Origin of the sequence: Caballeronia sp. PC1 (assembly GCF_021353155.1) — a bacterium.
Classification (GTDB): Bacteria; Pseudomonadota; Gammaproteobacteria; order Burkholderiales; family Burkholderiaceae; genus Caballeronia; species Caballeronia cordobensis.
On record NZ_JAJUBH010000001.1, the window covers coordinates 2,620,694 to 2,640,627 of the forward strand.

Consider the following 19,934-nt stretch of genomic DNA (forward strand, 5'->3'; position numbering starts at 1 on the left):
GACTGAGGCAATCGTGCAGAAGTTGCCGGGAAGCACTAAAAAGTCGAAAAAAATCGGCTAGTTAGGCTTGTTACATCGATGAAAGATCACCGATTGTTGCTGTTCACACAACACAAGGCTGGCGGCATACCGGCAGGCGCAATGCTGAAAAGTACTGGCCGCGTCAATTTTGACGGTGTAGGCAAGAAAAAACGGGCCGGCTTTCGCCGGCCCGCTGTTTTGGGGATTGATTCAGTTTTTGACGTCAATCCGGTGCGGCATCACGCCGCGAGACGTTTCTCCATGCCCGCCTTGGCTTGCGGCAAGGCTTCCGGCAGACCGTGTTTCAGCTTCGCGAACAGCTCGTCGTGGAGCGCGAGTTCGTCGCGCCAGGCGGTGTCGTTGACCGAAATGACCTGCTCGAACTGCTCGCGCGTAAAGCCGAGCGCGCCCCAGTCGATGTCCTCGTAGCGCGGCGAAATGCCGAACGCGTGCTCCTCGCCCTTCGCCGATCCTTCGATGCGGCCGATCATCCAGTTCAGCACGCGCATGTTTTCGCCGAAGCCCGGCCACACGAACTTGCCGTCGTCGCCCTTGCGGAACCAGTTGACGCAGAAGAACTTGGGCGACTTCGCGTTCATCGATTCGAGCCGCTCGCCCACTTTCAGCCAGTGGCCGAAGTAGTCGGCCATGTTGTAGCCGCAGAACGGCAGCATCGCGAACGGATCGCGGCGCACGACGCCCTGCTGGCCCGCGGCGGCGGCGGTGGTTTCGGAGCCCATGGTCGCGGCCATGTAGACGCCTTCCTTCCAGTCGCGCGCCTCGGTCACGAGCGGCACCGTGTTCGAGCGGCGGCCGCCGAAGATGAACGCGTCGATCGGCACGCCGGCCGGATTTTCCCAGTCCGCGTCGATCGACGGACATTGCGACGCCGGCGCCGTGAAGCGCGCGTTCGGATGCGCGGCCTTCGCGCCGGTTTCCTTCGCGATATCCGGCGTCCAGTCGCGGCCCTGCCAGTCGATGAGATGCGCGGGCGGCGTGTCGGTCATGCCTTCCCACCAGACGTCGCCGTCGTCGGTCAGCGCGACGTTCGTGAAGATCACGTTCTCCTTCAACGTGGCCATCGCGTTGAAGTTGGTCTTTTCACTCGTGCCCGGCGCTACGCCGAAATAACCCGCTTCCGGGTTGATCGCGTACAGGCGTCCGTCGCGGCCCGGCTTGATCCACGCGATGTCGTCGCCAATCGTCGTCACCTTCCAGCCGTTGAGATCGGAGGGCGGAATCAGCATGGCGAAGTTGGTCTTGCCGCACGCCGACGGAAACGCCGCCGCGACGTGATACTTGCGTCCTTGCGGCGACGTCACGCCGAGGATCAGCATGTGTTCCGCGAGCCAGCCTTCGTCGCGGCCCATCGTCGAGGCGATGCGCAGCGCGAAACACTTCTTGCCGAGCAGCGCGTTGCCGCCGTAACCCGAGCCGAAGCTCCAGATTTCGCGCTTCTCCGGAAAATGGACGATGTATTTCGTGTCGTTGCACGGCCACGGAACGTCCTTGCGACCGTCCGCGAGCGGCGCGCCGACCGAATGCACGCACGGCACGAACTCGCCGTTTTCGCCGAGCACGTCGTACACGGCGCGGCCCATGCGCGTCATGATGCGCATGTTCGTCACGACATAAGGGCTATCCGACAGCTCAACGCCGATATGCGCGATCGGCGAGCCGAGCGGGCCCATCGAGAACGGCACGACGTACATCGTGCGGCCGCGCATCGCGCCCTCGAACAGGCCGTCGAGCGTCACGCGCATTTCCTGCGGATCGATCCAGTTGTTCGTCGGGCCGGCGTCTTCGCGGCGCTGCGAGCAGATGAACGTGCGGTCTTCGACGCGCGCCACGTCCGACGGGTCCGAGCACGCGAGAAAGGAATTCGGGCGCTTCTCGGGATTGAGCTTCTTCATGGTGCCGGCGTCGACCATCTGCTGGCAAAGCCGGTCGTATTCTTCCTGCGAGCCGTCGCACCATTCGATGCGGTCCGGCTTGGTCAGGGCCGCGATTTGCTGCACCCATTCGATGAGTCGTCGGTGACGGACATATGCCGGCGCCTCGATCTCGACGGCGTTTTTATTGTGGTCTTCGACTACTGCGGGCTGGTTCATCGAGTTGTCTCCGTTCTTCTGCAATGAAAACCGAGTTGCCCATTCGACGCTGCATGCGAGAGGCGTTTGCGATTCGAACCGCCGGGCGTTTTCGTGCACTTCTGACAGAGGGTTTCATCGCACGAAATGCGGTTCGCAAGCCAATGCGGCGTCACGGGCGTGAATTCTTTCGACAGCAAACCGTACCTGCTCGCGGCTTGCGTCGCAAAGGAACAAACTGTTAAAAAGAGATACTAAGTGGCCTGCCTCCTCGCTGAATTACGTGTTTCCGCTAGATGCGCGGAAATTCTCTATTTTGGCGGGGACGCACGACGCTCCTGAAAAATGGGGAGTCAAGCATAACACCGCATCGCGCGAATCTTGTGATGCAGCGCAATAAGACACAATTAAGCGCAATTTATCGGTATTTACCCGAATTTAAGCGACGCTCCATTCTCGCCTCCGATCAAAAAGCAGCACGTTTGATGCCTAACAAAAGCCAACCCATGCCCATGAAAATCGCCATTCTCGACGACTACCAGGACGCCGTCCGGAAGCTCGATTGCTTCCATTTGCTCGATGACCATGAGGTGAAGGTCTTCAATAACACGGTGCGCGGTCTCGGACAGTTGGCCAGCAGACTTTCGGAAGTGGACGCGCTCGTGCTGATTCGCGAACGCACGCGTATCAGCTCTCAACTGCTCGATAAATGTCCGAAACTGCGCATGATCAGCCAGACCGGGCGCGCGGGCGGCGGCCATATCGATGTCGATGCCTGTACGGAACGCGGCATCGCGGTGCTCGAAGGCACGGGCTCGCCGGTGGCGCCCGCCGAACTGACCTGGGCGCTCATCATGGCGGCCCAGCGGCGCATTCCGCAGTACGTGGCGAACCTCAAGCAGGGCGCGTGGCAGCAATCGGGGCTGAAGACATCGGCGCTGCCGCCGAACTTCGGGCTCGGGCAAGTGCTGCGCGGGCAGACGCTCGGTATCTGGGGATACGGGAAAATCGGCAAGCTGGTCGCGGGCTACGGCAAGGCGTTCGGCATGAACGTGCTCGTCTACGGACGCGAGCATTCGCAGGGCGCGGCGCGTGAAGACGGCTTCGACGTCGCTGAGAGCCGCGAGGCGCTTTTCGAACAGAGCGATGTGCTGACGCTGCACCTGCGCCTGACCGATGACACGACGGGCATCGTCAAGCAGGACGATCTGATGCGCATGAAGCCGACCGCGCTCTTCGTCAACACGAGCCGCGCTGAGCTGCTCGAAGAGAACGCGCTGCTCAATTCGCTGCATCACAACCGGCCGGGCATGGTGGCGGTCGATGTTTTCGAGAGCGAGCCGATTCTGCAGGGCTACGGCCTGCTGCGGCTGGAGAATGTGATCTGCACGCCGCACATCGGCTACGTGGAACGCGAGAGCTACGAACTGTACTTCGGCGCGGCGTTCCGCAATATTCTCGCGTTCGATGCCGGCGATACGTCGAGCGTCTTCAACAAGGAAGCGCTTCAGCACGTGCGCCGCCGCTGAGCGATGCCTGCGGCTAGAGCGTCGAAATCTCGATCGACGGCTCGCAGCGCACCGGAAAATTCACCGAGTTCGCGATGAAACAGAAGCGGTGCGCCTCTTCGTGAAGGCGCGCCGCGAGACCGGCGTCGCCTCCCGCGCCGATCGTCACGCGCGGGCGCAGCGTCACATCGACGAAGCGTCCGCTGCCGTTCTTTTCCTCCTGCATCGTGCCGATGGCTTCATCGACATAAGCCGTCACGACGATCTTGTTCGTCGCGCACAGGTGGAGATACCAGAGCATGTGGCACGACGAGAGCGACGCCACGAACAGTTCTTCCGGATTATGGCGCGCGGGATCGCCGCGAAACGCCGGGTCGCTCGATGCTTCGATCGCCGTCTTCGCGCCGACGCGCACCAGATGATCGCGCGAGTAGGCGTCGTAGGCGGACGTGCCGGAGCCGAGATTGCCTGTCCAGTCGATGGTCAGTTGGTACGTGTGCTTCTTCGACACGGCGTGCTCCTCGTCAGGAGAGATGTTCGGCCAATTCAGCAAGACGCGGCAGGCGCTCGAGAAAATCCTCGCCATCCGCGCGGCCCAGGTCGTAAGCATGTTGCATTTGCGACGGGCTCGTATAGTCCCAGCTCGAAATCGGCACCTTGCGCGACGGCTGAATGTAGATGCGCCTTTGCTCGCCGTGCGGCACGACGAACATGCGCTCGCGCGGATAGAGCCGCGTGACCATGACGAGCACGAGACCCGGCGATGCATCGAGCGCGGAGACCGGCACGTTATCGACCATGCCGCCATCGAGGACGGGACGGCCGTTGCGTCGCAGGATCGGCGTGAACGGCGGCGTGCTCGACGATTGCAGGATCAGATCGGCGAGATCGTCGATGGTCGCGCATTCCTGCGCTTTCACGAATTCCGGATGAAAACCGAGCGCCTGTCCGAGTGTCGGATGCAGCGTCTTGCGCACGTACTTCTCGATGTTGTACGCGATCAGACCCGCGGCGACCGCGCTGCGCGCGCCGAGCCAGCGCGGCAGATGCGATACACCGATACGGATTTCGGGCGCTTTCGCGAGATCGTGAAAGCGGTCCGCGAAAATATCGAGCAAGGCCTGACGATAGATGCGGTAATGCGGAAACACCGATTGCACGCGCAGCAGATTGCCCCAGTAGGCGTTTCTTTTGTTCTCGCGCAGCGCTTCGGCGTAATAGCGCATGACCCAGCGCGATTCGTTCGTGTAGAGCATGCAGGCCGTGGCCGCGCCCGCCGATATTCCCGCGATGATGCGCGGCCTGAGATTCAGCTCCGGCTGGATGACGTCCCAGAATCCGGCTTGCCACCAGCAGCGGTTGCCGCCGCCGGCGAATACGACCTGATCGAACATTTACTTGGCGATGAGCGCGTAGGTTGTCGTGGCGTGCGCGGCGAGTTCGCCTTGCGCGTCCCGCAGTTCGATATCGCCGAAGACGAGATTGCGGCCGCGGCGCTGGATGCGCGCGGTCACGAGGACGTCGCCGGCTTTCACGGGCCGCATGAAAGTCGTGTTGAGCGAGACGGTGGTCATCGGCTGGAAACCGCCCATTGCATGCGAGACGACGACGACCATCGCGGTGTCGGCCGCGGCCATGAACACCTGACCGCAGATGACGCCGCCTGCGTGGCGCAGGTGGTCGGAGTAAGGCAGGCGCAGCGTGACGGTGTTTTCCCCGACGGATTCGGGGGCGAGCTGCAACTCTTTGACCCACGGGGCGAGGATGCTGTCGAGCAAGGCGCGGATTGCGGTTTCGTCCATTTTTGTGTGCCGGGTTGGATGCGCCATGATACCGGGCCGTCGAGGAGCTGCTCGTTGGTTGTGTAAGAGGGGTTCTTCAAAAAGTTAAGAATTTTCGATGCGGGGGCTTGCGCTCCTGCAAAAGCAGACGCTATAATTTCGCTTCTGTTGGGGCGTTAGCTCAGTTGGTAGAGCAGCGGACTCTTAATCCGTAGGTCGAGTGTTCGAGTCACTCACGCCCCACCAAGCATTTTGGAGCCCGGTTAGCGAAAGCTGACCGGGCTTTTTGCTTTTTAGCTTCCGTGTAGGCGCTACGTAGGAAAAATTCGGGGAACGCAGGCAGCTCATGGCATCCAAGGGCGATACGCTTGGGGCGTCACCTTGCCGAGCGGGCGCTCGCATACCGCGACGAACAAGGTCAAAGCGCCGTATCACCGAACGGACTTGCTTTGAGCGGCGCCGCCCGCTGATGGAAGCGCGGGCGTGGCGTGTTCTCGGCTACAAATCCCGTTCCGAGTTACTTCGTTCTTGAGACGATTCCAAGGGCAGAAAACGGCCATCCTTTAGAATTAGCAATCCTATACAAATAAGGGGATGACATGGCGTTTCCCGAATGGGGCCGCTCGTTCAATGCGCTATATGTGCCGCTGTCAGGCGGCTTCGGCTTGCAATGCACGTTGATGACGCGACGCGAATTCCATCAGATTGACTGGTATATGTGGCGGACTCACCCGTACGGAGATCTGTCCTACGACGAGCGCAGCGTTAAAGAGAAAGAGCAAGAGAGGCAGATCGCGCAGGACCGGCGCGATTTCGACCGGCTGTTTCGGGCGCGTATCGATCGACGCAGGACTTACCTTAGTACTGAATTCCGCCAGTACGTCGATTTCATCCGTCATGAGTTGCGGGTATCGAGTTGGGACGTACCGGTCGATGGCGACGGCATCACGCGCGTGCTGCGCCGAGCCGTTCAGGATGGCCGGCTTGTGCCCTCGATTAATCGCAAGCGATACTGGTGGAGCGGGCAAGAGGTGTACAAGTGGTATGCGCCACAATACTGGCTAAAACCAGGCGGCGGCGTCAGCTTTAAAGCCAGGAGCGACGACGTATTGGACCTGCGCGAGTTCGCCGCATTCAAGCGTGCCGAAGCCGAATCGACTCTCGCTTCAGTGCGAGCTACCGCATCCGGCGCGGATAACGCGATCGGCAGCGGCGGCGCCAGTGGAGGCGGCAGTGGTTTCGATTGGCTCCGTGTTGTCGAAGCAGTCGCCGGGGCCGCGCATGACGACGCAGGTTCGGACGACGACAGCGGTGGCGGCGACTCGATATTCAAGAACTTCAGCGATACTGACACTGGAGGCGGCGGTTCGTTGCTTAGCGACGCGCAACCGTTCGAGTATCAGTCGGACTTACCCGGCGGTGACGTCTTCGAGGCCGCATCGCAGCAAACCAAGACACCAAACACTGGTGATCCGGGAACATGGTATACGAATCCCGGTAGCGGGCATATGCGCTTGTACGGGGACACAGGAGCGCCGGTGATTGATCTCGACTTCGACCACGTGCATAACGGCCTCCGCCCACACGCCCACAATTGGAACCACGAAGTGAGAGACGGTGGCATTGATGTTGTCCCTTTCAGTCCTTGGAACCCTTGACATGGAAGAAAATTCAAGCGTGATCGCCCAGTATCATTCGTTTCATGATTGGTACCTGTGTGGTGTATCGGCGGATATGTTTAACGAAATCGTCGAACTGAAATTAATGTTTGACGACCGAAAAAGTCGCGTCCGTCTGAGATTTAACGGCGCAACTCGATGCCTAGTGAGAGACTTCCTGATTCAGAACATTATCCATTCTGTAGATGTACTCACGGACTACGCGTCTCCCGAGTTCAAACAAGCGCGTTCGACTTTAGATGGTTCATATCCATGGGGCAAAGACAAACCGCCCAAGCCGATTGCCTCTGTTAGTGCATCTATCGGTGCGGATCTGCTTGTTGAATTCGAGTCGTTGGACGTTGACCCCGAATAGAAAAGAACTCGACGCAAAATTGCATGGGCCTCTAATATTTTCGGTCCATCAATAGAGCCAAGAAAAAGCTCGGTCATTGCGACCGGGCTTTCTGCTTTCTGGCTTCCGTGTCGATACCGAGCAGGAAAAATCGGGAAATGCCGCCCGTCTCTCCATGTTTTACCCCACCTCCGCCCCCCGCCCCACCAACAACTCCCGCAACACCGACCGATGACACCGCCCTTCATCCTCGCAATAACACCCCACCGAAAAGTTAGCGCCGTGCGACAACGCCGCCAGTAAATCCAGCGTCCTGCTCGCATCCGGCTCCGCCATCTCCGCCTTGAACTTCTTCACGAACGCGCGCCAGTCCTTGTCGCTCTCCGCGTGCAGCGCTTCCGTCACCAACGCCTGCGTCGGCGACAAAACCGGATACCACACGTCATAAAAATCGCGCTTGGCAAACTCGGCCTTGGGCACCCCGCGCGGCGGCCGGCGCACCGTGCCGATCCGCAAGCCCTCGTTCTCCGCGCGCGGCGACCCGAGCCGCACGATTCGTATCGCCATCATCGGTCTCCTTCGATAAACAGGCACGCGACAGCATAACCGCTGATATGGCTTTGAAAGCTCCCGCGCTCACGCTCAGCGAACCGCACGAACTTCCCGTATCGTTTCGGATTATTCTCCTTCCGCTTACATCCGAATCGCCGCCGTGCCCATCGAAGAACGCCCCCACACTTCCGCCCGCGATCCCGACGCGCCGATGACCCCGCTCGAGCGCCGCGGCATGGCCGCGATCCTGCTCTCGGTCTCGCTCGCGACGCTCGACACCGCCATCGCCAACACCGCGCTGCCCGCGATCGCCGCCGATCTGCACGCGACGCCCGCCGCTTCCGTCTGGATCATCAACGCGTATCAGCTCGCGATGGTCGCGACGCTGCTGCCCCTCGCCGCGCTCGGCGGCATTCTCGGCCATCGGCGCGTGTATCTCGCCGGGCTCATCGTGTTTCTCGTCGCGTCGGCGGTCTGCGCGTTCTCGTGGTCGCTGCCGACGCTCGTCGCCGCGCGCCTGCTACAAGGCCTGGGCGCCGCCGCGATCATGAGCGTCAACGCGGCGCTCATCAGCGCGATCTTTCCGCCGCATCGGCTCGGACGCGGCGTCGGGCTGAACGCGCTCGTCGTCGGCATTGCGTTCGCGGTCGGGCCGACGGTCGCATCGATCGTCCTCTCGCTCGGCACCTGGCCGTGGCTCTTCGCGGTCAATCTGCCCGTCGGCATATTCGCGCTGATGATCGCGTGGCGCTCGCTGCCGCAGACCAAGCGCGCCGCCCACGGCTTCGATCGCGTCGCGGCGCTGCTCAACGTGGTCACGTTCGCGTCGCTGATCTTCGCGCTCGGCGAGGCGGCACAGCGCGCGAGCGCGCAGATCGTGCTCGCGTCGTTCGGCATCGCGCTCGTCGCCGGCGCGCTGCTGTTGCGACGCGAACGCGGCCACCCCGCGCCGATGCTCCCCGTCGATCTCTTTCGCCGCCCGATGTTCGCGCTCTCGACGATGACCGCCATCTGCTCGTTCGCCGCGCAGGGGCTCGCGTTCGTGTCGCTGCCGTTTTTCTTCGAAAGCGTGCTGGGCCGCAGTCAGGTCGAAACCGGTTTCCTGATGACGCCGTGGTCCGCGCTGGTCGCGGTGATGGCGCCGATCGCGGGCCGCATGTCGGATCGCCACTCGCCCGGTTTGCTGGGCGGCGTCGGACTGGCCATTCTGTGCGTGGGGATGGTGTCGCTCGCGATGCTGCCCGCCGAGCCGCATGCGCTGGAAATCTGCATCCGCATGGCGATTTGCGGCGCCGGTTTCGGCTTCTTTCAGTCGCCGAACCTGAAGGCGTTCATGTCGAGCGCGCCGCGCGAGCGAAGCGGCGGCGCGAGCGGCACGATCGCGACATCGCGTCTGATCGGGCAAGCGACGGGCGCGGCGCTCGTCGCGCTGTGCTTCAGCATCGCGGGAAAGCATGGTCCGACGCTCGCGCTCTCGCTCGGTGCGGCGTTCGCGGGCGCGGGCAGCGTCGCGAGCGGCTTGCGGCTCGTCACGCGCGAGCCGTCGCAGGCCGCATCGGAAAAAATCGCGGCGGAGTCTTCCCGGAAGGCGTGAAGCTCACATGCGCCGCACTTTCACCTTGCGGCCTTTGAGCTTCCCCACGCTCAGTTTGCGCACGGCGTCATCGGCGGCGGTTCGTTCGACAGCCACGTACGTGACCATGTCCATCACGTTTATCTTGCCGATCTGCTTGCCGTCGAAGCCCGCTTCGCCGGTGAGCGCGCCGAGCACGTCGCCCGGGCGGATCTTGTCCTTGCGGCCGCCGAGGATTTGCAGCGTCGCCATCGGCGGCTTCAGGTGTCCCGGTTCCGCCGATGTCAGCTCGTCGAGCGGATGCCACTCCACTTCCTTGCGCTGCGCCTCTTCGATCGCGCCGACGCGGCCCATCTCGTCCATGCTCGCGAGCGACAGCGCCCAGCCCTCTTCGCCCGCGCGCCCCGTCCGGCCGATGCGGTGCACATGCACTTCCGGGTCGGGCGTCACGTCGACGTTGATCACCGCTTCCAGTTGCGCGATGTCGAGACCGCGCGCGGCAACATCGGTCGCGACGAGCACGGAGCAACTCCGGTTGGCGAACTGCACGAGCACCTGATCGCGCTCGCGTTGCTCCAGCTCGCCATGCAGGGTCAGCGCCTCGAAGCCTTGCGCGCGCAACACGTCGAGCAGATCGCGGCATTGCTGCTTCGTGTTGCAGAACGCAAGCGTGCTCACCGGGCGATAGTGATCGAGCAGCAACCCCACCGCATGCAGGCGTTCGTGATCCTCGACCTGATAGAAGCGCTGCTTGATCTTCGCGTTGCTGTGCTGTTCGGTGAGCTTGACCTCGCGCGGATTGCGCAGGAACTGCTGGCTCAGTTTCGCGATGCCTTCCGGATACGTCGCCGAGAACAGCAAGGTCTGACGCTCCTTCGGACACTGCCGCGCGACGGACGCGATGTCGTCGAAGAAGCCCATGTCCAGCATGCGATCGGCTTCGTCGAGAACGAGCGTGCGCACGGCATCGAGCGAGAGCGTCTCGCGCTGCAAGTGATCCATGATGCGGCCCGGCGTGCCGACGACGATATGCGCGCCATGCTCCAGACTCGCAATCTGCGGGCGCATCGGCGTGCCGCCGCAAAGCGTCAGCACTTTCACGTTGTCCTCCGCGCGCGCGAGGCGGCGGATTTCCTGCGTGACCTGATCGGCGAGTTCGCGCGTCGGGCAGAGCACGAGCGCCTGCACGGCGAACCGGCTCGAATCGAGTTTCGATAGCAGCGGCAGCGTGAACGCCGCCGTCTTGCCGCTGCCGGTTTTCGCCTGCGCGATGAGATCGTGGCCGGCGAGCGCGGGCGGCAGGCTCGCGGCCTGGATCGGCGTCATCGACAGATAGCCGAGTTGCTGCAGGTTCGACTGCATCGCGGGCGAAAGCGGCAGGCTGGCGAAGGAGGTGTCGGTCGTCATGTTTTCAGCGTGTTCCGTGCGGCGGGATGTCGGTGATCTGCTCGTACGTGGTCGCGCCGTCGTCGGCCGTGTGGCGCGTCACGTAGTTACGCGCGCCGCACATCGGGCAACGGAACAGCAATCCCTGGCCCTCGTTCTTGATGACGACGTCCGATAGTTCCCATTCCGCGCCGCAGGACTGATTTCGACAAGTGAACATTTGGTGGCTCTCTTCCATGCGTAACGCGTTTGATCGGTTCAAAGGCGAGAGTGTACGCGGGGTCGGCGGCCAGCGTGCCCGCGCCGTTGTGTCACAGATTTTTATCGCTTCCGATGACGGCCGTCATGGAAGCGCCGACACGCGGTCATCGCGCTTAAAGATGCATTTACCATGCCTCTTACCGCGACGTGATTCGTTGCCCGATCAACGACTGACATGAAAAAGGAGTCACCGTGTTTTGTTATCAATGTGAGCAGACCGATCGCACGGGCGCGCAGCCGGGTTGCGCCTCCGCGAAGGGAAATTGCGGAAAAGATGCGACGACGGCCGATCTGCAGGACCTGCTCGTGCACGCGGTGAAGGGGATCGCGCAATACACCAGCCTCGCCCGTGCAATGGGTCATGTCGACCGCGAAGCCGATCGCTTCATGCTCTACGCGATGTTCACGACGCTCACGAACGTCAACTTCAATGCCGCGCGCTTCGTCGTCTTGCTTCGCGAAGCGGCGCAGCACCGCGACCGCGTGCGGACATCGTACGAAAACATCGCCGGTGCGGCGGGCCAACCGGTTCAGACTCCGACTGGCGCAGCCGCATGGCAGCCGGCCGACGACCTGGCGGGCCTGCTCGCACAGGCGCAGACCGTGGGGATCGACGCCGGCATCGAGACGGTCGGCGCGGATGTCATCGGTCTTCGCGCGCTGGTGCTTTATGGGCTTAAGGGCGTGAGCGCCTACGCCCATCACGCGCAGGTGCTCGGCAAGGAAAGCGACGCGATCTACGCGGGCGTCGAAGCGGCGCTTTGCCTCCTCGCCACCGATCCCGTCGATGTCGATGCGCTCCTCGCGCAAGCGCTGCAACTCGGCACCGTGAATCTCGACGTGATGGCGCTCCTCGATGAAGCCAACACGGGCCGCTTCGGGCCTCAGGAGCCGGGCGCGGTGCGCATGACACCGGTCGCGGGCAAGGCGATTCTCGTCTCCGGCCATGATCTCGGCGACCTGCACGCGCTGCTGGAGCAGACGCAAGGAACCGGCATTCAGATCTATACGCACGGCGAGATGCTTCCCGCGCACGCGTATCCGCGGCTCAAGTCGTACGCGCATCTTGCGGGCAACTATGGCGGCGCGTGGCAGGATCAGCAGTCGGATTTCGCGAATTTCCCCGGCCCGATCCTGATGACGTCCAACTGCATCATCGAGCCGCGGCCTCAATATCGTCAGCGCATCTTCACGACCGGACCGGTGGGCTGGCCTGGCGTGCGCCATATCGAGAACCACGATTTCTCGATGCTCATTCAGGCTGCGAAGGCGTTGCCGGGATTCGCGGAAACCGCGCCGGAGCAGACCATCACCGTGGGCTTCGGACGCCACGCGGTGCTCGGTGTCGCCGACAAGGTGATCGACGCCGTGAAAACCGGCGCCATCAAACATTTCTTCCTGATCGGCGGCTGCGACGGCGCCGCGCCCGGCCGCAACTACTACACCGAGTTTGCCGAACAGGCGCCGGACGATACCGTTGTGATGACGCTCGGCTGCAACAAATATCGCTTCAACCGGCACGCGTTCGGCGATATCGGCGGTATTCCGCGGCTGCTCGATCTCGGCCAGTGCAACGACGCGTATTCCGCGATCCGCATCGCGACCGCGCTCGCCGACGCGTTCGAATGCAGCGTCAACGACTTGCCGCTGTCGCTCATCGTTTCGTGGTTCGAGCAGAAGGCGGCGGCCGTCCTGCTGACGCTGCTCGCACTGGGAATCAGGAATATCCGGCTTGGGCCGACGTTGCCCGCGTTTCTGACGCCGAACATTCTCGCGATTCTCGTCGATAAGTTCACGATTCAGCCGATCGGCGATGCGCGCTCCGACCTAGCCGCCGCGCTTTCCGCCAAGGCGGCGTAGCCCCTTCGCCGGATGCGGGATACGCGTCCGGCTATTCCTATCGCGTTGCTATGACCTTCCGCATCGATTTGACGACACGAGACGCGCAGCAACTGAGGTTCGACTGCGCGCCCGATCAAGACCTGCTCACCGCCGCGGCGACGGCGAATATCGTGCTGCCCTCGCAGTGCAGGAAAGGCAGTTGCGGTGCGTGCCATGCCGTCGTGACGCACGGCGATTTCCGCATGGGCAACCACAGCGCCGACGCACTCTCACGCGATCAAGCCGGCGCGATGCTCATGTGCAGAACGACGCCATGCAGCGATCTGCAAGTCAGCCTGCCCTACGATCACACGAAAGTGCTGCGCCAGCCCGTGCCGCGCCGGACGACGACGATCGTGAGCCTCGACACGATTGCGCGGCACACCGTGCGCCTCGTGCTGGAAATTTCCCCCGACGCGGAGGGCGGCTGGGCGGCCGAGTTCGAAGCCGGGCAATTCATGGAACTGGAGATTCCGGGCACCGACGAACGTCGTCCTTATTCCCTCGCGAACACGAGCAATTGGGAGGGACGGCTCGAATTCATGATCCGATTGCAGCCGGACGGCCGCTTCTCCACTTTTCTGCGCGAGCGCGCGCGGCTTGGCGAGCAGATCGTCGTGCGCGGTCCGTTGGGCGGCTTCGGCATCCGCGAGGGCAGCCTTCGACCGCGCTGGTTCGTCGCCGGCGGCACGGGCGTGGCGCCGATGCTTTCGATGCTGCGGCGCATGGCCGACTTTCAGGAGATCCAGGACGCGCGGCTATTTTTCGGCGTGAACGAGGAAAGCGAGTTGTTCCTCGAAGACGAACTCAAAGAACTCCGTCCGCTGCTGCCACAACTTTCTGTCGAGTTGTGCGTCTGGAGACCAAGCGATGCGTGGCAAGGTTTTCGCGGCACGCCAGTCGATGCGCTGCGCGCGGCGTTGGCCAGTGCGAATGCTCAGCCGGATATTTACGTCTGCGGACCACCCGCGTTGATCCGGGCGGCCGAGCAGTTGGCCGCTGCATCGAACGTGCCTGCCGAGCAGTTTGCCAGCGAGCGGTTCACATCAGGCGCGGCCGCGGCCTGAGAGCAAGCGCGCCGTGTCTCGCAAAGTCCGCAAGAAAAGCTAAAGCGTGTCGTGCTACTTTGCTTGCCAGTCGAATCGAATTTCTTCGGAGCTGGCGATGAGCGAAAAGCCTTACGAGACGCGGCTCGCGCGCGTGGTCGCGTATATCCACGATCATCTCGATGACCCGCTCGATCTCAATCGGCTCGCGGAGGTGGCGTGTTTGTCGCCGTATCACTGGCATCGGATTTATCACGCGTTCTACGGCGAAACGGCTGCGGCGACGGTGCGCAGGCTGCGGCTGCATCGTGCGGCGAATGAGCTCGTGCACGGCGCGGTGCCGATCGATTCGATTGCCGAACGCGCCGGTTACAGCAGTGTGCAGGCGTTTTCGCGGGCGTTTCAGGCGAGCTACAGGATGGCGCCGGGGCAGTTTCGCAACGAAGGCGGCGCTTCGATGTTCGTTTCTTTCGATGACTTTCGATCAGGAGATACGGCGATGCATCAGGTTGATATTCGCACTCAAGGGGCTTTTACGGTCGCTGCGATGGAGCATCGCGGGTCGTACATGGAAATCGGGCGCGCGTTCGAGATGCTGTTTCACTGGCTCGCCGTGCGCGGGTTGGTGGACCCTCGGGCGCGCTCGCTCGGCATTTACTTCGACGATCCGGCGGCGGTGGCCGAAGACGATCTGCGTTCGATGGCGTGTTGCGAGCTGTTCTCTCCCGGCGACGTGAAATTCGAAGCGCCGGTGTCGCGCGTGGAGGTCGCGGGCGGCGAGTTCGCGGTGCTGACGCACGTCGGGCCGTATGCGCAGCTTTGTTTCGCGTATCAGTGGCTGTATGGGGAGTGGCTGCCGAAGTCGGGACGCGAGACGGGTGAGACGCCGGTTTTTGAGGTTTACGTCAACGATCCGAGGGAAACGGCACCGGCGGATTTGGTGACGGAGATTTGGGTGGGGTTGAAACAAGCCGCGTAACGTCAGAGCGGCCGCGCACCGCCCTTGAACACCTGCTCGCGATGCCAGTCGATGAAGCGCTGTTCCGGGTGGTGCTCCCTTCGCACGGGCGCGTTCAGTGGCCCGCCGTGATGCCTGAGCAAGACCTCGTCGAAGCGCTGGGTTCCGTGCGCCTTCTCTGAAACCAGAACACGAAGATCATCGCTCAACGTGAACGCGCCGATATCGAAGAGCTTGTGATGCAGGCAGCACAACGCGATGCCGTTCTCCACGACGTCAGGCCCGTTCGCCTGATGCCACATGATGTGCGCGGCTTCCAGGCCGATCGTCATGTTCCCGATGCGCAGATCCAGATCGCATAACGCGCATCGATATTGATACGCAGTGAGCACGTCGCTGCGGAATTCGGGATCGCGTCGCCGGCGTGCGACGTTGATGCCATCGCAGGCCGTAAGTGCTGCTTCGTCATCGAGCGCAAGGCCAACTGCATCCAGAATGTCGCTGTGAATGCTCTCGGGAAAGTGCGCGGCGAGCAGCAAGCGGGCGATCGCATTGATCGCCTTCGGATCATGCAGGAGAAGTTGATGAACCTCGTCCGAAAAGTGTCCGGTCGCGTTCATTCCGCGCAGTTGCGTCTTCGTCAGATCATTTCGGCGCGCGATGACCTCGGGGGACGTGTCGACCGTCACCTTCCAGACATCGTCGTTTCTCAACCGAACGAACGGCATCTCCGGATAAAGCGTGCGACGTGCGGGCGCGAATTCGCGAAGAAGCTCGCACAGTTTGCCCTCGAACTCACGGAAGGGAACATCCTTGACACCTCGGGCGAACAAACCGAGCGCCAGCAAAACAAGAAGCGGCTTATGAGGCGCGCGCTCGCCCTGGCGTTGCCAGATATTCAGATGCGCGAAACGCTGAAGAACTTCCGGAAGACTGGAGGTGCTCATTAGTCGAACAAGCCATCGACGACAAAGAAAAACCCGTGACGCTCTTCGCGAACACGGGTCTGATGGAGCGGAGAGACTTAAGCCTCAAACATCAATATTCCCCGCCCGCAACGCATTACTCTCGATAAACGCCCTGCGCGGCTCCACGTCATCGCCCATGAGCGTGGTGAAAATACCATCCGCCGCAATCGCGTCTTCGATCTGCACGCGCAGCAGACGCCGCACGTTCGGGTCCATCGTCGTTTCCCAAAGCTGCTCGGGGTTCATCTCACCCAGCCCCTTATAGCGCTGCTTCGAAACATTCCGCTCCGCATCCGCGATCAGCCACTTCATCGCGCTCTTGAAGTCGTTCACGGCCATCGACCGCTCGCCGCGCTTGATCAACGCGCCTTCGCCGATCAACCCCTTGAACGTATCCGCCGTCGAAACGAGCTGCTTGTAGTCGGCGGTCAACTGAAGGTCTTCATCGAACACCGACACCTTCACGTTGCCATGATGACGCCGCTTGATACGCAGCGAACGCAGTTCCCGCACCTGATCGTACGCGGCCTCCACCGACACTTCCGGCTTCAGCGGATCGGCACGCAAGCGCTCTTCCAGCCGCTTCGCCGAAGCAGCCGCCGCTTCCTCGGATGACAAATCGATGATCACGCCGTCCATCACCGCTTCCAGCGCCGTTGCGTCGTAAATACGGCTCAAGCGGTCAACCACCGCCTGCGCCAGCAAGTACGCGCGCGCCAGCTCACCGAGCGCGTCGCCGGAAATCGGATCGGCGCCCTCGCTCGCAGTCAGTTCCGACCCTTGCAGCGCGAGCTTCAACATATGCTGATTCAGCTCGTGCGCGTCCTTCATATACCGCTCGTCCTTGCCCGCCTTGATCTTGTACAGCGGCGGTTGCGCGATATAGATATACCCGCGCTCGACGATCTCCGGCATTTGCCGATAGAAGAACGTCAGCAAGAGCGTGCGGATGTGCGCGCCGTCGACGTCCGCGTCGGTCATGATGATGATGCGGTGATAACGCAGCTTGTCGAGGTTGTAATCGTCCTTGCCGATGCCGCAGCCCAGCGCCGTCACCAGCGTGACGATCTGCTCGGACGAGATCAGCTTGTCGAAGCGCGCCTTCTCGACATTCAGCACCTTGCCGCGCAACGGCAAAATAGCCTGGAACTTGCGGTCACGGCCCTGCTTGGCCGACCCACCCGCCGAATCGCCCTCGACGATATAAATCTCCGACTTCGCCGGATCCTTCTCCTGGCAATCCGCGAGCTTGCCCGGCAGGCCGATGCCGTCGAGCACGCCCTTGCGGCGCGTCATTTCCCGCGCCTTGCGCGCCGCGTCACGCGCACGCGCCGCATCGACGATCTTGCCCGTGATGATCTTCGCGTCGTTCGGCGTTTCCTGCAGATAATCTTCGAGCGCCTTCGCGACGATTTCCTCCACCGGCGCGCGCACCTCCGACGACACCAGCTTGTCCTTCGTCTGCGAGCTGAACTTCGGCTCCGGCACCTTCACCGAGAGCACGCACGACAAACCCTCGCGCATGTCGTCGCCGGTCGTCTCGACCTTCGCCTTCTTCGCGATCTCGTTGTCGACGATGTACTTGTTGATGACGCGTGTCATCGCCGCGCGCAGGCCCGTGAGGTGCGTGCCGCCGTCGCGCTGCGGAATGTTGTTCGTGAAGCAGAGCACGCTTTCGTTGAAGCTGTCGTTCCACTGCATCGCCACTTCGACGGTCACGTTCTCGCGCTCGCCGATCGCGTGGAACACGGTCGGATGCAGCACCTGCTTCGCCTTGTTGATGTACTCGACGAAACCCTTCACGCCGCCCGCGAACGCGAAATCGTCTTCCTTGCCGGTGCGCTGGTCCGTCAAGCGGATACGCACGCCGTTGTTCAGGAACGAAAGCTCGCGCATGCGCTTGGCGAGAATGTCGTAGTGGAATTCGACATTGCCGAAGATGGTCGCGTCCGCCAGGAAGTGCACTTCGGTGCCGCGGTTTTCCGTGTCGCCGACAACAGGCATCGGCGAATACTGCACGCCGTCTTCCTCGACGATCTCGCGGTTCTGCACGACGCCGCGCGCGAACTCCATGAAGTGCTTCTTGCCGTCGCGGCGCACGGTGAGGCGCAGCCATTCCGACAGCGCATTCACGCACGACACGCCCACGCCGTGCAGGCCGCCCGACACCTTGTAGCTGTTCTGGTCGAACTTGCCGCCCGCGTGCAGCTCCGTCATGACGATTTCGGCGGCGCTGCGCTTCGGATCGTGCTTGTCGTCGCGCTTGAGGCCGGTCGGCACGCCGCGGCCGTTATCGGTGACAGAAATCGAATTGTCCGCGTGAATGACGACGTGAATGTCGTCGCAATAGCCCGCCAGCGCTTCGTCGATGGAGTTGTCCAGCACTTCGAAAACGAGGTGATGCAAACCGGTGCCATCCGACGTGTCGCCGATATACATGCCCGGCCGCTTGCGCACAGCCTCCAGACCTTCGAGGATCTGGATCGACGAGGCGCCGTAGCTGTTGTCAGGCTTGTTGTCGGGTTGCGAATTTGTGTTTTCAGTCATGGAATTTTTCCGGTTCTGCGTCACTGCTTCGACACTGCTGCGATTACTGCTCGAACTTTTCAAAACACCTTAAAAACGCCAAAGGGGCGCGCCGCCCCTTGGAGTGTTTTCGGTATTGCGCGCTTCAAATGCGCATCGGCATCACCACGTACTTGAATTCCTCGTTCTCGGGAATCGTGATGAGCGCGCTGGAATTGGCGTCGCCGAGGCTCACCTGGAGCGTATCGACCTTCAGATTCGCGAGCACGTCGAGCAGATACGTGACGTTGAATCCGATATCGACGGTATCGCCCTGATAAGCGATCTCGAGTTCTTCCTGCGCCTCTTCCTGGTCCGCGTTCGTGGACATGATCTTGAGCTGGCCCGGCTCGACGAGGCAGCGCACGCCCTTGAACTTGTCGGAGGTCAGAATGGCCGCGCGCTGCAACGAGCGCTGCAATTCCTCGCGGCCGATTTCGAACGAGTTCTTGTGCGCCTTCGGAATCACGCGCTGGAAGTCGGGGAACTTGCCCTCGACGAGCTTCGACACGAGTTCGACCTGACCGAAGCTGAACTTCACCTGCGTGGCGGCGATGTCGATCTTCAGTTCGTCGTCGATGTCTTCGAGCAGGCGCTGGAGCTCCAGAATCGTCTTGCGCGGGATGATCACTTCCTGACGCGCGAACGAGCCTTCGATTTTCATCGACGAGAACGCGAGACGGTGGCCGTCGGTCGCGACCGCCATGAGCTGGTCGCCGTCCACCACGAGCAGCATGCCGTTCAGGTAGTAACGGATGTCCTGCTGCGCCATGGCGAAATAGACCATGCCGAGCAACTGGCGGAACGTTTTCTGCGGAACCGAAAGGCTCGCGCCGAAGTCAGTAGCCTGGTTGACGGTGGGAAATTCGTCGGCGGCGAGCGTCTGCAGCGCGAAGCGGCTCTTGCCGGAACGCACGGTCAGGCGCTTGTCGGAGAGGTCGAGCACGACTTCGCCCGAAGGCATCGCGCGCAGAATGTCCAGCAGCTTGCGCGCGGCGACCGTGGTGGCGACCTGGTCGCTGCCGACGCCGAAATCGGCGCGGGTCGTGATCTGGAGTTCGAGGTCGGTCGAGAGGAACGACACGTCTGCGCCGTTCTTGGTAATGAGCAGATTTGCGAGGATCGGCAACGTATGGCGGCGTTCTACGATACCGCTCACGGTTTGCAGCGGCCTTAGAAGATTATCTCGTTCGGTCTTGACCAGTTGCATAGAGTTCCTTCGTTGATGTGACGGCCTGTCCGCCGGTTTCGCCACCAGAATTGCCCGACGGACAACCTCGTAACACGCGTTGCCGGCCCCCCGCCGGTCACTCGCGAAAGCTTTGCGCTCG

General features: G+C 62.1%; 17 protein-coding genes and 1 tRNA gene. 8 read left to right on the plus strand and 10 right to left on the minus strand.

Annotated elements, in window-relative coordinates; translation table 11 throughout:
• Positions 1 to 260: 260 nt before the first annotated feature.
• Positions 261 to 2,132 carry a phosphoenolpyruvate carboxykinase (GTP) gene (locus tag LY284_RS12515; RefSeq protein ID WP_053567270.1) on the minus strand — a complete coding sequence of 624 codons (1,872 nt, stop codon included), beginning with the start codon at positions 2,130 to 2,132 and terminating at the stop codon, positions 261 to 263.
• Positions 2,133 to 2,623: 491 nt separating this feature from the next.
• Here LY284_RS12515 and LY284_RS12520 point away from each other — a divergent pair, with 491 nt between their 5' ends.
• Positions 2,624 to 3,640 (plus strand): D-2-hydroxyacid dehydrogenase family protein, encoded by a 1,017-nt coding sequence (locus LY284_RS12520; RefSeq protein WP_014190094.1) that lies wholly within the window; start codon positions 2,624 to 2,626, stop codon positions 3,638 to 3,640.
• A 13-nt stretch (positions 3,641 to 3,653) separates the two neighbouring features.
• Here LY284_RS12520 and LY284_RS12525 read toward each other — a convergent pair whose 3' ends face one another.
• From LY284_RS12525 to LY284_RS12535, 3 genes are read right to left on the minus strand one after another with little or no spacing between them, the layout of a single operon-like run.
• Positions 3,654 to 4,130, minus strand: a complete 477-nt coding sequence (locus LY284_RS12525) for an OsmC family protein (protein WP_014190093.1) — start codon at positions 4,128 to 4,130, stop codon at positions 3,654 to 3,656.
• A 13-nt stretch (positions 4,131 to 4,143) separates the two neighbouring features.
• The gene (locus tag LY284_RS12530) at positions 4,144 to 5,013 is read right to left on the minus strand and encodes a patatin-like phospholipase family protein (RefSeq protein ID WP_233386423.1); all 870 of its coding nucleotides are present in this window, start codon (positions 5,011 to 5,013) and stop codon (positions 4,144 to 4,146) included.
• On the minus strand, positions 5,014 to 5,421 hold the full coding sequence (locus LY284_RS12535) for a PaaI family thioesterase (protein ID WP_014190091.1): 408 nt from the start codon (positions 5,419 to 5,421) through the stop codon (positions 5,014 to 5,016). It abuts the gene before it with no gap.
• 149 nt (positions 5,422 to 5,570) lie between these two features.
• Between LY284_RS12535 and LY284_RS12540 the strand changes: the two genes are divergently transcribed.
• The 3 genes from LY284_RS12540 (at position 5,571) to LY284_RS12550 (ending at position 7,434) form a co-directional block, all read left to right on the plus strand.
• A tRNA-Lys gene (locus LY284_RS12540) sits at positions 5,571 to 5,646 on the plus strand.
• Between the two features lie 353 nt (positions 5,647 to 5,999).
• Positions 6,000 to 7,058, plus strand: coding sequence for a hypothetical protein (locus LY284_RS12545; RefSeq protein ID WP_233386430.1), 1,059 nt, complete (start codon positions 6,000 to 6,002; stop codon positions 7,056 to 7,058).
• A 1-nt stretch (position 7,059) separates the two neighbouring features.
• Positions 7,060 to 7,434 (plus strand): hypothetical protein, encoded by a 375-nt coding sequence (locus LY284_RS12550; RefSeq protein ID WP_233386432.1) that lies wholly within the window; start codon positions 7,060 to 7,062, stop codon positions 7,432 to 7,434.
• A 159-nt stretch (positions 7,435 to 7,593) separates the two neighbouring features.
• Here LY284_RS12550 and LY284_RS12555 read toward each other — a convergent pair whose 3' ends face one another.
• On the minus strand, positions 7,594 to 7,980 hold the full coding sequence (locus tag LY284_RS12555) for a DUF488 domain-containing protein (protein WP_233387168.1): 387 nt from the start codon (positions 7,978 to 7,980) through the stop codon (positions 7,594 to 7,596).
• Between the two features lie 196 nt (positions 7,981 to 8,176).
• Here LY284_RS12555 and LY284_RS12560 point away from each other — a divergent pair, with 196 nt between their 5' ends.
• Complete coding sequence (locus tag LY284_RS12560) at positions 8,177 to 9,559, plus strand: MFS transporter (RefSeq protein WP_077157764.1); 1,383 nt, start codon at positions 8,177 to 8,179, stop codon at positions 9,557 to 9,559.
• Positions 9,560 to 9,562: 3 nt separating this feature from the next.
• On the opposite strand, the gene dbpA is transcribed toward LY284_RS12560, so the two are convergent.
• A complete protein-coding gene (gene dbpA, locus LY284_RS12565) occupies positions 9,563 to 10,945 on the minus strand; it encodes an ATP-dependent RNA helicase DbpA (protein ID WP_045450139.1) in 1,383 nt (460 codons plus the stop codon).
• A gap of 4 nt (positions 10,946 to 10,949) precedes the next feature.
• A complete protein-coding gene (locus LY284_RS12570; protein WP_053567266.1) occupies positions 10,950 to 11,144 on the minus strand; it encodes a hypothetical protein in 195 nt (64 codons plus the stop codon).
• A gap of 233 nt (positions 11,145 to 11,377) precedes the next feature.
• On the opposite strand from LY284_RS12570, the gene hcp reads away from it, so the two are divergent.
• The 3 genes from hcp (at position 11,378) to LY284_RS12585 (ending at position 15,091) form a co-directional block, all read left to right on the plus strand.
• On the plus strand, positions 11,378 to 13,045 hold the full coding sequence (hcp, locus tag LY284_RS12575; protein WP_233386434.1) for a hydroxylamine reductase: 1,668 nt from the start codon (positions 11,378 to 11,380) through the stop codon (positions 13,043 to 13,045).
• 50 nt (positions 13,046 to 13,095) lie between these two features.
• On the plus strand, positions 13,096 to 14,133 hold the full coding sequence (locus tag LY284_RS12580; RefSeq protein WP_233386435.1) for a 2Fe-2S iron-sulfur cluster binding domain-containing protein: 1,038 nt from the start codon (positions 13,096 to 13,098) through the stop codon (positions 14,131 to 14,133).
• A 97-nt stretch (positions 14,134 to 14,230) separates the two neighbouring features.
• Complete coding sequence (locus LY284_RS12585; protein WP_233386436.1) at positions 14,231 to 15,091, plus strand: GyrI-like domain-containing protein; 861 nt, start codon at positions 14,231 to 14,233, stop codon at positions 15,089 to 15,091.
• A gap of 2 nt (positions 15,092 to 15,093) precedes the next feature.
• On the opposite strand, the gene LY284_RS39235 is transcribed toward LY284_RS12585, so the two are convergent.
• From LY284_RS39235 to dnaN, 3 genes are all read right to left on the minus strand, one after another.
• Positions 15,094 to 16,017 (minus strand): phosphorothioated DNA-binding restriction endonuclease, encoded by a 924-nt coding sequence (locus LY284_RS39235; RefSeq protein WP_375294245.1) that lies wholly within the window; start codon positions 16,015 to 16,017, stop codon positions 15,094 to 15,096.
• An 84-nt stretch (positions 16,018 to 16,101) separates the two neighbouring features.
• Entirely contained in the window at positions 16,102 to 18,585 is a 2,484-nt protein-coding gene (gene gyrB, locus LY284_RS12600) for a DNA topoisomerase (ATP-hydrolyzing) subunit B (protein ID WP_045451752.1), read from the minus strand.
• A 124-nt stretch (positions 18,586 to 18,709) separates the two neighbouring features.
• Positions 18,710 to 19,813: a DNA polymerase III subunit beta gene (gene dnaN / locus LY284_RS12605; protein ID WP_014190082.1), complete on the minus strand. Its 1,104-nt coding sequence runs from the start codon at positions 19,811 to 19,813 to the stop codon at positions 18,710 to 18,712.
• Between the last annotated feature and the right edge of the window lie 121 nt (positions 19,814 to 19,934).

Excerpts from the sequence above, each read along its gene's own strand:
- LY284_RS12515 (WP_053567270.1), bottom strand. The coding sequence starts at position 2,132 with ATGAACCAGCCCGCAGTAGTCGAAGACCACAATAAAAACGCCGTCGAG.
- LY284_RS12520 (WP_014190094.1), top strand. The coding sequence starts at position 2,624 with ATGAAAATCGCCATTCTCGACGACTACCAGGACGCCGTCCGGAAGCTC.
- LY284_RS12530 (WP_233386423.1), bottom strand. The coding sequence starts at position 5,013 with ATGTTCGATCAGGTCGTATTCGCCGGCGGCGGCAACCGCTGCTGGTGG.
- LY284_RS12535 (WP_014190091.1), bottom strand. The coding sequence starts at position 5,421 with ATGGACGAAACCGCAATCCGCGCCTTGCTCGACAGCATCCTCGCCCCG.
- LY284_RS12545 (WP_233386430.1), top strand. The coding sequence starts at position 6,000 with ATGGCGTTTCCCGAATGGGGCCGCTCGTTCAATGCGCTATATGTGCCG.
- LY284_RS12550 (WP_233386432.1), top strand. The coding sequence starts at position 7,060 with ATGGAAGAAAATTCAAGCGTGATCGCCCAGTATCATTCGTTTCATGAT.
- LY284_RS12555 (WP_233387168.1), bottom strand. The coding sequence starts at position 7,980 with ATGGCGATACGAATCGTGCGGCTCGGGTCGCCGCGCGCGGAGAACGAG.
- LY284_RS12560 (WP_077157764.1), top strand. The coding sequence starts at position 8,177 with ATGACCCCGCTCGAGCGCCGCGGCATGGCCGCGATCCTGCTCTCGGTC.
- dbpA (WP_045450139.1), bottom strand. The coding sequence starts at position 10,945 with ATGACGACCGACACCTCCTTCGCCAGCCTGCCGCTTTCGCCCGCGATG.
- LY284_RS12570 (WP_053567266.1), bottom strand. The coding sequence starts at position 11,144 with ATGTTCACTTGTCGAAATCAGTCCTGCGGCGCGGAATGGGAACTATCG.
- LY284_RS12580 (WP_233386435.1), top strand. The coding sequence starts at position 13,096 with ATGACCTTCCGCATCGATTTGACGACACGAGACGCGCAGCAACTGAGG.
- LY284_RS12585 (WP_233386436.1), top strand. The coding sequence starts at position 14,231 with ATGAGCGAAAAGCCTTACGAGACGCGGCTCGCGCGCGTGGTCGCGTAT.
- LY284_RS39235 (WP_375294245.1), bottom strand. The coding sequence starts at position 16,017 with ATGAGCACCTCCAGTCTTCCGGAAGTTCTTCAGCGTTTCGCGCATCTG.
- gyrB (WP_045451752.1), bottom strand. The coding sequence starts at position 18,585 with ATGACTGAAAACACAAATTCGCAACCCGACAACAAGCCTGACAACAGC.
- dnaN (WP_014190082.1), bottom strand. The coding sequence starts at position 19,813 with ATGCAACTGGTCAAGACCGAACGAGATAATCTTCTAAGGCCGCTGCAA.